The sequence below is a fragment of the Planctomicrobium aquicomposti genome (genome assembly GCF_051466325.1).
Taxonomy (GTDB): Bacteria; Planctomycetota; Planctomycetia; order Planctomycetales; family Planctomycetaceae; genus Planctomicrobium.
This window is the reverse complement of the sequence record NZ_CP195792.1, coordinates 1,296,144-1,309,725: the sequence shown is the minus strand read 5'-3', so window position 1 is coordinate 1,309,725 and position 13,582 is coordinate 1,296,144. Positions and strand designations below refer to the sequence as shown.

The window sequence follows — 13,582 nt, the reverse complement described above, 5'->3', positions numbered from 1 at the left end:
CTCTTTTGGACGAAAACCCGAGCCGCTTGAATCCACAGCCGAACAACCATTTCGGGTGACGGTCGCTGCGCCGGAAAACATTCCGGCATCCGTGGAAGAGACTGCAGAAGCGGCCGATGAGGATGTCCTGCTGTCTCTGGATGAGATCGAGGCGGCCTATCTCCGCGCCCTCGAAACTGCAGAGGCCGCCGAGGCACTGTTGCCGGAAGACTTTGTCCCGGAGCCAGAGCCGGAGTCGTCCCCGCTCGAACCATCGCCCACAAGCACCACCATCGTCGATGAGCGGACGCCCCCCCCCGATCGCATCGCCGCAGTTGCTGAATCCCACCCGCCAGCAGCGTCGGTCGCCGGGCCCGAACTCCTCACAGCTTCCTCTTCAGCCGAACCTCGTCCGATCAGCGCGCTGGAGGTGGTGGAAGCGTTTTTGTTCGTCGGAGGAACTCCTCTCCCCGTCAAAAAGATCACGGAAGTACTGGGGAGCGGAGCCAACGCGCAGCAGGTCGAAGAGTTCCTCGCCACCCTGAACGCGCGCTACAACTCGGAAGGTCGCCCTTATGAGATCCGTCTCGTTGAGGGGGGCTACAAACTGCAGCTGCGGGAGGAGTTTGAACCGGTCCGCCGCAAGGTTTACGGACAAGGTCCGAAAGAGGTCAAACTGGGCCAGGAGGCACTGGAGATTCTGGCGTTTATCGCGTATCAGCAACCGGTGACCCGGGAGGAAATCGAAGCGACCGGCCGACAGAACGTCCCCACGATCCTGCGGCAGCTGCTTCGTCGTGAACTGGTCGTGCTGAAACGCGATGCGGAAACCGGCGAATGCTATCGGACAACCCAGCGGTTTCTGGAGCTGTTCGGTCTGAACTCGCTCTACGACTTGCCGCAGGCGGGGGACTTCAGCTTCAGGTAGACTTGGAATCCCGCCTCCTGGCTTACTTCTGCAGAGACAATTTCTTCATCGGCATGAAGAGTCGATCGCTCGGTGCACAAGCAGAGGACAGAGCAACCTGCAATTAGAAGTAGGTCTGGAAGCGGGTCCAGAAGAGATTGAGATCATCTTTGGCTCGACCGGGGCGGTAATAGACCGGGTTGCCGTAGTCGCAGTGCTGCCAGTCGAAATAGATCTTCACGAACTTGTTGAGATGCCAGTTGAGGCCGAGGTCGGTCGTGAAGACTTTGTTGGTCCAGAGATTCGGATCGGCCAGGCCGCCGTCGAACAACTCCCTCCCGATGGAGAGATTCTCGAACCGGGCCGTCAACTCGAACGCTCCCGGTCCCCGTTTGCCCGCGCGGAGGTCAAACGGTCTTTTCGGCTGGACAAAGGTCCGGCGGGTGACTTCTTCCCCGGTCAGGAAGTAGCCGAACTGGACGTGCCAGGCCTGAGTGGGGACCCGTACCGAGCCCCCGCGGTCATCGAATCCGTACGTGTTGCGGGCGTGGTCCCAGGCCGCCATCACCGTCAGCTGCTTGTAGTAGTAGGCCACGTGGACCTCAAACTGCTCGCGAAGTCCATCTTCAATCACATTGTCGTTCAGAACCAGGAAGGGCGGGATGTTCTCGAAAGCTCCGCCGCTTTCGCTGGCGTTGGCGGAAGTGCGAAACGAGACCGGCAAGGGAAACTGATCCTGAATCCCGTAGGCCATGGACGCTCCCACGTTCAGGTTTTTCAGCGGTTTGAAGTGCGGCGAGTGCTCGAAGGGGCGAATGTTGAAATAAGCCAGAATGTCCTTGGAGGAATTGGTGTCGAAATACGCATTGCGAGGGCCGATTGTGGAAGCGATCGCGTATTCGGACATCCCATCGAGGATCTCTCCATGCAGCATGATGCCGGTGTTTCGGTTGTAACCGTAATTCATGGCGAAGACGGATCGTTCGGGCGTCGGCAGGAACTGGTTGCTGAGCGAGTACCAGTCATACGTGAACGGCATGCGGTAGCGTCCTATCCGCACCTGAAAGCGAGAGTCGTAGTCAAAATTCACGAAGGCATCGAGCAGGTCGAGTGACCCCAGGCCTTTATTGATGGAAAGGGAGTAATCGATCGGTTTGGTCAGTTGACCATTGAAAATCAACCGGGCCCGGGCCAGATCGTAGCTGAAATCATTGACCGGCCAGGAATGAGGTGTGTCGTAAGCCCGGATGTCGACCTGCATCTCACTATGGAGTTCCAGAGTGAATTCGCCATCCTTGGTATCCCAGGTGAGTGCGGCGGCGAATTCATCCAGTGGAGACAGGGGCTGCAGGGAATCGAAGGGTTGATCCGTCAGCACATCCGAAGGCTGCTCGAGTTCGATTGGAGCGACCTGTGGCGGCGGAACGACGGAATTGCCCACGGCCCCCCCGGCAGCGGGTGTCTGAGCGTTGAGCTGACTGGCGAGGTTCTGATTCTCTGCACTCAGTCGCCGTAATTCACTGGCAAACTGCTCGTTCAGCTGCTCCATCCGCTGCAGCCGTTCTTCCAACGGAGCGGATGCCGGAGCGAGTGCAGGGGGCACGATTGCCGAGTTGAATCCGTCGCCGCTCAGCGGCGGATCTGCGTGAAGGGCGTCGGCGGACAGGCACAAGGCGACCGCGGCAATCCACCCCAGCAGGGTGTTGGACCGCAATGAAAACCGGGGTGAACAATCAAAGGCCATTTTCACTGCACTTGAAAATCTCTGCCGGCGAACTGGACGCCTGCGGAGTTCAATAAGACGAGTGCGAGAAAATAGAGCCCGAAATTCTCTTCCCAACAAGGGGGATCCGCGCGTTCTTAACATGAACGGCGGATTCTACCACGGGCTCGGCCGCGACTTTATCTAAACTTCACCAGGGATTCATTTTGCAGCAACCGAGTGTCAAGATGGGCTATTTCCAGCCGATCCGGTCAGCGATTTCCTGCATGTAACGCAGGCTCTCCCGGGCGATGTGTTCTGCCCCGGGGCGATAGTCGAAGACCTCGACGGAGATCCAGCGGTCGTAACCTGTCTCTTTCAGGGCCTGGAAAATCGGAGTGAAATCAGTTTCTCCCATTCCGGGGCCGAGCAGGTTGCTGTCGTTCGTGTGGAAGTGCCGGGTAATATCCTTATGACGATGGATAATCGCGGGGAGCGGCTCATTCGCCCCTTCGCCGAGCATCGCCTTCACATCCTGATGCAATGCAAAATGAGGATTGTCGATCGCCTTGATCAGCTCCGCAGCCTGATCACAGGTGTTGATGAAATCTGTCTCTTTCGGCGTCAGAGGTTCGAATAGCAGGTCGACCTGTCTGCCTGCAATCCGGGGCATTGCCTGACGGAAAATGTCGAGGGCATAGTCGACCGCCTGTTGCTGAGTGACACCGGGAAGCAGGTTCCGTTGAAACGGGGAGCCGAGGACCATCAGGTTCCCCCCCAGGTCCGCGCACAGGTCCCCCAGTTCAGACAGGTAATCCGCGGTGCGCTGACGGGTCGCTGCCTCGGGGCTGGTCAGGTAATAGCCTTCGGTTTTCGCCAGCAGCCAGTGCAAGCCAATGATTGTCAGTCCGTGATCGGCTGCAATTTTGCGAAGCTCCTGCCGCCGCTCGGCAGAGATCTCGCGGGGGTGGCCGGCGAGCGTGAAGGGTGCCACCTCCACTCCGGTGTATCCAATCTCCGCCATGGTCCGGCACTGTTTTTCCCAGTCCCAGCCTTCGAACAGCTCCTGGCAGATCGCGAATTTCATAGTCGACTTCTGAAGGTATCTAGAGGAAAGACAACCGGGCCGCCTCCGCGTCCCGTCCCGGGCAGAGGCCGGCAGCCTCAGGCTCGTGGCGTGGCAGATGGAGTGTGGCAGATTCCGCCGCTGCATGCCCCGCTGCGCACTCCCTGTCAGTGGGAGGCAACTGGCATCCGAACCGAGATTGCGGATTGTGACGACGTTTCCGGGAAATTCCAAGTGGCGGTGAGCGGCCTGCGTCGACTGTATCGATGAGACTGCAGACAACTCCTGAAACGGTCGATCCTCAAGTAGCACCCCGGCCGGGGGCGGAGGCCCATTCGCGCCGTCCGATACGACGGTTGTGACAGTCGGATGGGGGAACCGCAACGGCGACTTGTTCGTTTGGGTAAGACGGGAAGCTTGCGTGAAGAGGGATCATCGCGCACGCCGAACTTTCAGACTACGGAACTCTGTCGGAGGAGTTTCGCGGATCATCTGGAGTTCGAAAACGAGGATTAAGCCATGAGACACATGACGTGGATGCCCCTCGCAATCGCGATTTTCGCGTTGGCGGGTGCGGGAGAAGCGGAAGCGGGCCTCTTCTGCGGGGCCGGTCGTTACCGTTGTTGTCCCAAAGAAAATTGCGCGCCCAGCGGCGATTACTGCGAAGCCCGCGCCTGCAGCGCCCAGCAGTACCGCACGGTCCGCGAGACCGTCTGGTGCACCGAAACGTACAATGAATGTCACACGGTCATGGATACCTGCTTCTATCAGGTTCCCGTGACCTGCAGCCGGACCGTGTACGACACCTGCTACCGGGATGAGTGCTACACGGTCTGCAAGCCGGTCTACAACACCTGCTACCGGACGGTCTGCTACACCGTTCGCAAGCCCTGCTACCAGACCTGCTACCGCACCGTTTGCTGCACCATCCGCAAGCCGGTGTACAACACCTGCTACCGGACTGTGACCTACACCGTCTCGCGGCCGGTCTACAACACCTGCTATCGCGACGTCTGCTACACCGTCCGCAAGCCGGTTTACCAGACCTGCTACCGCGATGTCTGCGTGACCACCTGCCGGACCGAAATGCAGACCTGCTACCGCGACGTCTGCCAGACCTATTTCCGCCCGGTCACCGAAACCAAGTGTGTTCCGGTCCAGTGCGGCGAATGGCAGACCGTCACCGAATGCGTTCCCGGCCCCGTTGTTGAACGCTGTGTTCAGGATCCGGGCAGTTTCGTGTGGGATGAAAACTCCTGCTGCTGCGTCTACAAGCCGGGTTGCTCCCGCATCGAAAAAGTGCAGTGCCCGCCGCGGACCGTCTGCCGCAAGGTGTGGTGCCCCAAAACCGTGAACACCACCGTCACCTGCACCCGCATGGTGCCGGAAGTTCGGACCTGCAAAGTTCCGTACACCGTCTGCCGTCAGATTCCGGTGACAACCGTCAAGCGGATTCCCTACACCACCTGCTCGTACGTCTGCGAAACCCGCACCCGTCAGGTTCCCTACACCACTTGCACCATGGTCCGGGAATGCCGCACCAAGCAGGTTCCTTACACCACCTGCAGCTACCGCGAAGAATGCATCACCCGCCAGGTTCCTTACACGACCTGCACCTGGACCTGCCAGACGGTGACCAAGCAGGTTCCCTACACCACCTGCACGATGGTGAAAGAGACCCGCACCCGCAAGGTTCCCTACTGCGTGCCGCGGACGGTGTGCGAAACCAAGCTCGTGACCAAGTCCAAGTGCACTCCTCGGACCGTCACGGTGACCAAGACCCGCTGCGTGCCGAAGGTCGTTTGCCGCAAGGTTCCGGTCTGTGTTGATCCCTGTGTTCCGGATTGTGCCCCCGCCTGTGCAGCACCCGCCTGTGCGGCTCCCGTGACGGCCGGCTAGGGCAGGTTGCTCTCTCCTTCCAGGTCCCCCCGGAGGAAGTCTGTCAGTAAAGCAGGCTGCAGACGCGGGGCTGGGGGGAGAACTGAAGATCCACTTGCTCTCATGAGCAGCCGGTCACTCCGAGACCGGCTCCACAATGCGGACTCCAGATGAGACTGGGGTGGTGACCGAAAGGTCATCACCCCTTTTTTCGTTGAGAGCGAGACAAATCCACAGACAACTGAGATCCCAGAGCCACGCCAACGTTTACCCCGGAATTTCACGACATACACGAATCGAGGTCCGGTTTTAACGGTTGTGCCGAAGTCTTTCCTACTCTCTCGCCAAGATTGTTCGCTCTTCCTCGTGTCGAACCCGAAATTCATCCTACGTTTCAACGTACCTTGTTGGATTCGGGGGAGCGTCAATTGAACCTAGCCGACTTACCGATGGAGCGGCGACAAAACGGGACGGCATCCCGCATGCTGCTCGTGGGAATCTGCGCCTGGATCAGCCTTTGTCTGCTGATCGCGGGATGGATTCCCTTCACCAATGAAGCCATCAGCACCGTCTGGATGATCAGCGGCCTCATGGGGCTGGTCTCCGCTGTCGGTCTGGCAGAAACCATCAAATCTGATATGCGCACGCAGGAAGTGATCCTGCAGCAATACATGCTCGCCGCCATGACCGACGGTCTGACCGGTCTGGCTAACCGCCAGGCACTCGACCGCAAACTGGGCGCCGCGCTGCAAGACGCCCAGTCGTCGCGGCGCGAAATGTGCCTGATCATGATCGACATCGATCACTTCAAATTGTTCAACGACGAGTGGGGGCACCAGGCCGGCGATGCGGTGCTGCGTGAAATCTCCCGACAAATGGAGTCGTTCTTCCGTCCCCACGGTTCTGTTGCCCGCTATGGCGGGGAGGAGTTTGCAGTGGTGCTGCCTGATTGCCGACTCGCTGATGCCGAAAAACTCGCGGAAGAGTTTCGCCTGCACGCGAAACACACCACCTGTGCATTCCGCGACAAGACCTTCCACATCACGATCAGTGCAGGGGTCACCACCTGCAGCAGCGACGACACCATTGATTCGATTCTCCGTCGCGCGGATCTCGCGCTGTACACCGCGAAGAAAATGGGACGCGACTGCATCTGGCTGGCGGACATCAAATTTGGAAACACGAGCAATCTGGAACAGATCGCCGCTCTGGTCAGCCCCGCACCGAATCTCTCCGAACAGACGGCTACTGCTTAGAGCAGGCTGCTCTTTCCACTTCCCCTGCAGCGTGCGTTTCGCAGGGGGACATGCTGACTTCCGCGCGGCGAGGACGCGGCAATCAAAGAGCCAAACTGCTCCCCCGCCGGTTGCTTTCCTCTCTTGCCCCGCCTGTCGACGCCGCCTGACACTCCCGCCCCCCGCCAGGGCCAAATGAACCGGGGGGCTCGACAGTCCCCCGGCGTTCCCGATCGGGTCCGGCAGCGACCCCCTTTTCCGCTCTCAGGACGAAACCGTCCCGCAGCGATTACAATTGTCGCGGGCTGTTGTGCTGTTCAGCGAGACCGGAACTATCCCAGTGAACGATCCTCTTGATCTCCCCACGCCGTTAATGCAGACGGTGGAATCGCCTCGGGCATGCTCGTATCTCCCCGAAGAGACCGCGCAGCTGGAGTACCGTTTTTTCGCCTCGCTCAGCCCGACGGAACTGGAACACCTCGTTGAGCGGGGGTGGCGACGATTTGGCGTCGGGGTCTTCCGCCCGCAGTGCGTGCACTGTACCCAGTGTGTGCCGGTCCGGATCGATGTTCCCCGGTTCGAGCCCTCGAAGAGTCAGCGAAAAGTCTGGAAGCAGAACCAGCAGGTCGACGTCACGCTCCATCGTCCGACGGTGACCGATGAACATATCGCCCTCTATAACGCCTGGCATGTGGACATGCATGAACGGCGCGGCTGGCCGCTCCAGCAGACAAATGAAGAGAGCTATGCCGAGGGATTTCTCTCGGGACGCTTCGCCAGCGGTTGGGAGATGCAGTACCGCGAACAGGGTGAGCTGATCGGCGTGGGCCTGATCGACCGACTTCCCAATTCGCTGTCGAGCGCTTACTTCTTTCATGCCCCGCAGTGGCGGCAGCGCGGACCGGGCACGTTCTCGCTGATGTGTGAAATTGACGTGGCCAGAAAACTCGGATTGGCCTTCGTTTATCTGGGTTACTGGATCGAACGGTGCCCGTCGATGAGCTACAAGAACCGCTTTCGCCCGTTTGAAGTGCTGCACGATCGCCCGTTGGACACAATTCCGCCAAGATGGCTACCCGCCGACGCGAGAGAATCTTAAATTGCCCCGACGGCACGAAGATCCCTGCCTGAACTCCGAGACAGTCGGTCTCCGGAAGCAGCGAGATCTCTTCTCACGTTCATTACTTTGACCCGCCAAACGGCAACCTGAGGGAACGCACATGGACATGCTCAGCACGATTGATGGCTCGTTGCTGGAGAACTTTTTTCCGAAGGGATGGGATCTCGCCAAAATCGATGCCTGCATCGATCCCGATCCAACCACCATCGGACAGCGGCAGTCTTTCTGGCACAAGAAATTTGAGCCGATCGCCTGCGAGTCGCTGAGTGACTTCGACACGTTCATGGGGCATGAAATCGCGCTGACGATCAAAACGGCCCGCGACGCCGGGAAAAAGCTGGCTCTGATCCTGCCGGTCGGCCCGATGGGCATGTACCGCTGGGCGGTCTTCTTCCTGAAAGAGTGGAACGTCTCCTGCGACCATGTCTTCGGCTTCAACATGGATGAATGGAGCGACGCCAAGGGGAATACCCTCCCGAGCAACAATCCCGGAGCGTTTCAGTACGCCATGGAGCAGGCGTTTTACGGTCCGCTCGGCAAGCTGTCGGTGCCGAAGAAGCAGCGTCATTTCGCCACTCCCAAAGTCCTGCCGACCTACGCTGAAAAGATCGCCGACATCCGCGCCAACGGCGGACAGCTGGGACTGGTCTTCGGCATCGGCCGGGTCTGCCATATTGCCTTCTGGGAACCGCATTTCGCCGCCGAGTACGACTCCGATGCGAAATGGAAGGCCGCGACTCACCGTATTGGTGCCAAGCTCCACCCGCTGACGATCGAACAGAACGCGATTACCAGCTTCAAGAGCCGCACAACGCTTGTCCCCTGTTACGCCAACACGATTGGCCCGGGACTTTTCCTGCAGGCTGACCGGATCATCGGCGGTTGCGACGGGACCCTCAGCCGCGGAATGCAGTGGCAGGGACTCAGCCTGTGGATGTCGCTGCGTCACGGTCCCTCGCCGTGGATTCCGTCGAGCTACATGCCGACCCTGCCGGGCAAGCTGTTCTACCTGAAGGAACTGGCCGGTCCGCTGGTGGCTGAATGCAACTGATTTCTCAGCCGGAGACGGCTGATCGCTGAAACGTGAAAAGTGCTGACAGCGGCGTGGTTCCCTTGTGGAGCCCGCCGCTGTTTTCTTGCCAGCGATCTGTCGACACGAGCAGTCCCCACTTTCGACTGCGAACCAGGATCGCAATCAAGCACGACCCGTTCCCTCCCCTTCGCATGAGGTGACGAGCCGGATTTCCGGGGGCGTTCTGAATTCCGGGGGAATCGACCCTGTTCGTGGAGGAAGTCAGGTGGCGACGCGGTGACCACACCACTCAAAAGGTCTCTTCGTCGACACCACTTTCACCCGTCCCGCAGTTTTCCCACCGCCTCGCCCCCCTGCCATGACACTGCCATGACACCGACACTGACACCGCAAACCTGCTTCCACCCACAGCCCTGTCTCCCCCGTCTCCGCCCTCTGGCTCGCTGCCAGTGGATGGCGATGCTGTTTGGCCTGGCGCCCCTGATCCTGTCCGGGAATGCTGGATCGGCGGCCGAAGTGACGGTCCGCACCTCTGCCGCCCTGGTGGCGGAACTCGCACGGGCCAAGCCCGGCGATGAAATTCTGCTTGCCCCCGGTCAATACGACAGCTGGGAGGCCACGCTGCAGGGCCAAGGTTCCGCCAAGGCGCCGATCGTCATTCGACCGGCACAACCGCACAGTGTCACCTTCACCGGAGCGACTCAGATCCGGGCCCAAGGGAAGTTTGTGGAGTTTCGGGGCTTCGTTTTTCAGGGAGTCACCACCAAACGGGGAGGAGGTGTCTTCTTCTTCGACGGCTCATCGAATTGCCGGCTGACAGACTGCGATTTCATCTCCGCCCGCATGGAGTACGGGGGAACGCTGGTCTGGTTTCTGCAGGGGGCAGCGGATAACCGGGTCGACCATTGCCGATTCCGCGACACCCAGCACCGCTGCATCAAGGTGCACACTAACGACGCCCATACCCGTCGAGTCGGCCCACCCCTGCGCAACCGCATCGATCACAATCTTTTCATCGATGGCCCCGCCCTGAAGGCCAACGGCGGCGAAACCATCCAGCTGGGGAACGGAGCCTATCCGTTGTCTCTCGTCGAACCTCTCACCCTGATCGAAGACAACGAATTCATTCGCTGTAATGGCGAGATCGAGATCATCAGTGGCAAGAGCGGCGGCAACACGATTCGACGAAACCGCTTTATCGACTGCGCGGGCGAGGTCGTCATGCGGAGCGGAAACAACGGCGTGATCGAGGACAATCTGCTGATCGACTGCACGGGGGGAATTCGCCTGTCAGGACATGGGCACCAGGTCCGCCGCAATACTATTGTGCGGCCCCGAACCTTCGGCATTGTTCTCTATTACGGAACCCCGGACCCCGCTCACCCGGCAGCGTATCCGGCCGTGCATGATTGTCTGATCGAAAACAACCTGATCGTCGATGCCCGAGAGTGGGCCATTCTTATTGGAAGGAATCGCAACAAGTCCTGGCCCAGCCAGCCGCCGACCCCTTCCCGACCGGAAGGGGTGGCCGCCATGATCACGTCCGTTGCTCCGAAAAACAATGTGATTCGTAACAACACGCTGATCGGAACGACCGACAATTTCATTGAACAGGATGAATCTCCCGACAATCAGCTGGAAAACAATACGCTGCTCACCCGCCCTGCCCGCTGACCAGAGCGACGGGCAATCCCGCACCGACACAACCGATCAGCGGCAACTGATGGTTGTATCGGCGTCCGCAACTCGGCAGAATGGAAGCACTGCAGCCACCACAGGCTGACCGCCGGACCGGGAGTCGTCTCCAAGGTTCCCGCAGCTCCCTCCGGACAAACCTTCCATCGATAGCGAGAACGTGACATGAAACGTTTCTGCCTTGCCCTGCTCGCCTTCGGACTGATCCTCAGCCGACATTCGACCGCCAGCGCCATCACCCTGAAGGAACTTGCCCGACAGGGGGCCCCCAAGCTCTTTCTGGCGACTGCCGGCGCCACGATGCCGAACACCACCGACCAAACCAACAACTTGAAGGAAGGGGAGAAATGCCTGCTGCTCTCCAGTCAGGGGCTGACCGACATTGAAGGAATCAGCCAGCTGATGGTCGACGATCAGGGAAAAATCGTGCCGATTCAGTCGGTCGGCCGGCTGCATGTGTTCTTGAACCGCAACCAGATCTCACGCATTCCGGACGAAATCGGCGAGTTGGGGAATGTCGTCTTTCTTTACTTCGAACACAATCAGTTGCACGAGTTGCCGCCGTCGCTGGCACAGATGAAAATCCTGGAAGGGATGTATTACACCAGCAACAAGTTCACAGAGATCCCGTCATTCATCTTTGAAATGCGGAAACTGCGGAAGCTGCAGTTCGCCGACAACGACATTTCGGTACTCCCTGCGGAAATTGGAAATCTGAAGGAGTTGCGTCATTTCAATATGGCCAAAAATCGCATTGGCGAAATTCCGGAGACCATCTCGAAGCTGCGGGCCTTGAAGGTCTGCGATCTCTCCGACAACCCATTCACCGAACTCCCGGAAAGTTTCGGAAGTGTGCCGATTGCCTATCAGCTCCGGGTCCGCAACTGCCCGATCACGCGACTTCCGGAGGGCTTTGCAGCCATGACGGCGACGATTGACATCACCGGTTCGAAAATCGACCCACAGACGCTTTCCCCTCAGCTGCAGGCCAAACTGAGTACGGAAAAAGCATCCATCGCCAATGGAAACAAACTGGTTTCCCGCCCGGAAAAGACTCCGAAGCCGGCAAAAGGCACGAAGTAAGGCTCTCGGGGTCAGGGGGGCGTCGCTTCGTCGACAACCACACCGATGTAGGGGAGATGCCGGTACGCGCCATTGAAGTCGAGCCCATAGCCGACCACAAACGCATCCGGTATCTCAAAACAGAAGTAGTCGGGGAGAGCCGTCACCTCTCGACGTTCTTTTTTCCAGAGCAGGACAGCTGTCTGCAGCGAGCGCGGATGGTGCAACTGCAGTCGCGACAGGATGGCGCTCAACGTTCTGCCGGTGTCGAAAATATCATCGACCACCAGTACGTCTCTGTCCGAAATGTCTGGCAGCCAGTCCAGATTCAGCCGCAACTCCTCCGGACTGGTCGCGGTGCCCCGGTAGCTTGAGGCCTGAATGAAACCGACCTGGTGAGGGACGTTGATCTGACGCATCAGGTCGGTGACCAGCACCACGCTGCCGGTCAACACGCCGAGTACCGTCAGGTTTTTTCCCTGATAGTCCCGGGAAATCCGTTCCCCCAGCTCAGCGACGGCCGCTGCGATGGCTGCTTGTGAAATGAGTGGTTGAACGGACATCGCTTCCCTACCCGGCAGGCTTGCGGCAATTGTGACTCCAGGCGAGCGCTGCCGCGGTCTCCGGGCGTGCGTCCCGGGAAAAACAGAACCGGTCGACGAACTCCCTCGGCAGCCGTGACAGGGGAGCGCTCCTCCGGCTACCCTGACAGCTTCGCTTCGCGATTATTGATCAAAGTTGCCCGGCATGCCATCGTTCGAATTTCATCTCGACCACACCGACACCCATTCTGCCGCCCGCGTCGGTCGCTGGGTGACGCCTCACGGCACCGTCGAAACTCCGGCGTTCATGCCGGTCGGCACCCGGGGGACGGTGAAAGGGGTCTTCCCTCAGCAGCTGCGTCAGGTCGGCGCTCAAATGATTCTGGCCAACACCTATCATCTGGCGGTCCGGCCGGGGGAGAAAGTGGTCAAGGAGCTGGGGGGACTTCACCGCTTCATGAACTGGGAGGGCCCGATTCTCACGGACAGCGGGGGATTTCAGGTCTTCAGCCTGGCCGAACTCCGGAACATGAGCGACGACAAAGTGGTCTTCCGCTCACACATCGATGGCAGCCTGCTGGAGCTGAGCCCGGAACGGGCGATGCAGATTCAGGAGGATCTGGGAGCGGACTGCATCATGTGCCTCGATGAATGCCCGCCTCATGATGTTCCCGAGGAGCGACTGCGAATCGCCGTGGATCGGACCACCCGCTGGGCCCAGCGTTGCCGGGAAGCCCACCAGCGGGACGACCAGGCCCTGTTTGGCATTGTGCAGGGAGCTACCAACCCCGCGATGCGGGAGCGTTCAGCGCAAGGCCTGCTGCCGCTCGATTTTCCGGGCTACGCGGTCGGCGGACTCAGTGTCGGCGAAGCCCCGAGTTCGATGTACGACACACTCGACGTCACGGTCCCCTTTCTTCCCGAGCAGAAGCCCCGTTACCTGATGGGGGTGGGGCGGCCGATCGACATCATCGAGGCGGTCCTGCGGGGCATTGATCTGTTCGACTGCGTGATGCCGACCCGCAATGCCCGGAACGCCACGGCATTTACCAGTCGGGGACAGGTGAAGATCCGCAACCTGAAGTACCAGTTGGAGACACGGCCCCTCGACCCCGAATGCGATTGCGAGGCCTGCACGCAGTACAGCTGCGGTTACCTGCGGCACCTGTTTCAGGTGGGGGAAATGCTCGGTCCGATGCTGCTGTCGATACACAATCTGGCGTATTACCAACGGCTGGTGCGAGACTTAAGGAACGCAATTCAATCAAATTCCGCACATCAGTTTCGACGCGACCATCTTGCTCGCATGTCGGTTGGTCCCTAAACTACCCGTTTTCTTCCAGCCCGACGGCGTCGGCCGAGG

The 13,582-nt window shown here is 59.6% G+C and carries 11 protein-coding genes; 8 read left to right on the top strand and 3 right to left on the bottom strand.

Features of this window, described 5'->3' with window-relative positions; translation table 11 throughout:
- Nucleotides 1-55: 55 nt before the first annotated feature.
- Nucleotides 56-907 (top strand): SMC-Scp complex subunit ScpB, encoded by an 852-nt coding sequence (scpB, locus tag SH664x_RS04980; RefSeq protein WP_437205565.1) that lies wholly within the window; start codon nucleotides 56-58, stop codon nucleotides 905-907.
- A gap of 103 nt (nucleotides 908-1,010) precedes the next feature.
- Here the strand turns inward: scpB and SH664x_RS04975 are convergent, their stop codons facing one another.
- Entirely contained in the window at nucleotides 1,011-2,630 is a 1,620-nt protein-coding gene (locus tag SH664x_RS04975) for a porin (protein WP_437205563.1), read from the bottom strand.
- A 211-nt stretch (nucleotides 2,631-2,841) separates the two neighbouring features.
- On the bottom strand, nucleotides 2,842-3,675 hold the full coding sequence (locus SH664x_RS04970; RefSeq protein WP_437205561.1) for a sugar phosphate isomerase/epimerase family protein: 834 nt from the start codon (nucleotides 3,673-3,675) through the stop codon (nucleotides 2,842-2,844).
- 498 nt (nucleotides 3,676-4,173) lie between these two features.
- Here SH664x_RS04970 and SH664x_RS04965 point away from each other — a divergent pair, with 498 nt between their 5' ends.
- The 6 genes from SH664x_RS04965 to SH664x_RS04940 all read left to right on the top strand — a co-directional run bounded on the left by SH664x_RS04965 (nucleotide 4,174) and on the right by SH664x_RS04940 (nucleotide 11,698).
- The gene (locus SH664x_RS04965) at nucleotides 4,174-5,553 is read left to right on the top strand and encodes a hypothetical protein (protein ID WP_437205560.1); all 1,380 of its coding nucleotides are present in this window, start codon (nucleotides 4,174-4,176) and stop codon (nucleotides 5,551-5,553) included.
- Nucleotides 5,554-6,014: 461 nt separating this feature from the next.
- Nucleotides 6,015-6,788, top strand: coding sequence for a GGDEF domain-containing protein (locus tag SH664x_RS04960; protein ID WP_437205558.1), 774 nt, complete (start codon nucleotides 6,015-6,017; stop codon nucleotides 6,786-6,788).
- 319 nt (nucleotides 6,789-7,107) lie between these two features.
- Nucleotides 7,108-7,866, top strand: coding sequence for an arginyltransferase (locus SH664x_RS04955; protein WP_437205556.1), 759 nt, complete (start codon nucleotides 7,108-7,110; stop codon nucleotides 7,864-7,866).
- 121 nt (nucleotides 7,867-7,987) lie between these two features.
- A complete protein-coding gene (locus tag SH664x_RS04950; protein ID WP_437205555.1) occupies nucleotides 7,988-8,938 on the top strand; it encodes a glucosamine-6-phosphate isomerase in 951 nt (316 codons plus the stop codon).
- Nucleotides 8,939-9,289: 351 nt separating this feature from the next.
- Nucleotides 9,290-10,594, top strand: a complete 1,305-nt coding sequence (locus SH664x_RS04945) for a chondroitinase-B domain-containing protein (RefSeq protein WP_437205553.1) — start codon at nucleotides 9,290-9,292, stop codon at nucleotides 10,592-10,594.
- Between the two features lie 186 nt (nucleotides 10,595-10,780).
- Nucleotides 10,781-11,698 (top strand): leucine-rich repeat domain-containing protein, encoded by a 918-nt coding sequence (locus SH664x_RS04940; protein WP_437205551.1) that lies wholly within the window; start codon nucleotides 10,781-10,783, stop codon nucleotides 11,696-11,698.
- An 11-nt stretch (nucleotides 11,699-11,709) separates the two neighbouring features.
- Here SH664x_RS04940 and hpt read toward each other — a convergent pair whose 3' ends face one another.
- Nucleotides 11,710-12,240 carry a hypoxanthine phosphoribosyltransferase gene (hpt, locus tag SH664x_RS04935; RefSeq protein WP_437205549.1) on the bottom strand — a complete coding sequence of 177 codons (531 nt, stop codon included), beginning with the start codon at nucleotides 12,238-12,240 and terminating at the stop codon, nucleotides 11,710-11,712.
- 184 nt (nucleotides 12,241-12,424) lie between these two features.
- Here hpt and tgt point away from each other — a divergent pair, with 184 nt between their 5' ends.
- Complete coding sequence (gene tgt / locus SH664x_RS04930; protein WP_437205547.1) at nucleotides 12,425-13,543, top strand: tRNA guanosine(34) transglycosylase Tgt; 1,119 nt, start codon at nucleotides 12,425-12,427, stop codon at nucleotides 13,541-13,543.
- Nucleotides 13,544-13,582: the final 39 nt, after the last annotated feature.

Bases quoted from the DNA above. Each gene is read 5' to 3' on its own strand.
- SH664x_RS04975 (WP_437205563.1), bottom strand. From the start codon at position 2,630: ATGGCCTTTGATTGTTCACCCCGGTTTTCATTGCGGTCCAACACCCTG.
- SH664x_RS04970 (WP_437205561.1), bottom strand. From the start codon at position 3,675: ATGAAATTCGCGATCTGCCAGGAGCTGTTCGAAGGCTGGGACTGGGAA.
- SH664x_RS04965 (WP_437205560.1), top strand. From the start codon at position 4,174: ATGAGACACATGACGTGGATGCCCCTCGCAATCGCGATTTTCGCGTTG.
- SH664x_RS04960 (WP_437205558.1), top strand. From the start codon at position 6,015: ATGCTGCTCGTGGGAATCTGCGCCTGGATCAGCCTTTGTCTGCTGATC.
- SH664x_RS04950 (WP_437205555.1), top strand. From the start codon at position 7,988: ATGGACATGCTCAGCACGATTGATGGCTCGTTGCTGGAGAACTTTTTT.
- SH664x_RS04945 (WP_437205553.1), top strand. From the start codon at position 9,290: ATGACACCGACACTGACACCGCAAACCTGCTTCCACCCACAGCCCTGT.
- SH664x_RS04940 (WP_437205551.1), top strand. From the start codon at position 10,781: ATGAAACGTTTCTGCCTTGCCCTGCTCGCCTTCGGACTGATCCTCAGC.
- hpt (WP_437205549.1), bottom strand. From the start codon at position 12,240: ATGTCCGTTCAACCACTCATTTCACAAGCAGCCATCGCAGCGGCCGTC.
- tgt (WP_437205547.1), top strand. From the start codon at position 12,425: ATGCCATCGTTCGAATTTCATCTCGACCACACCGACACCCATTCTGCC.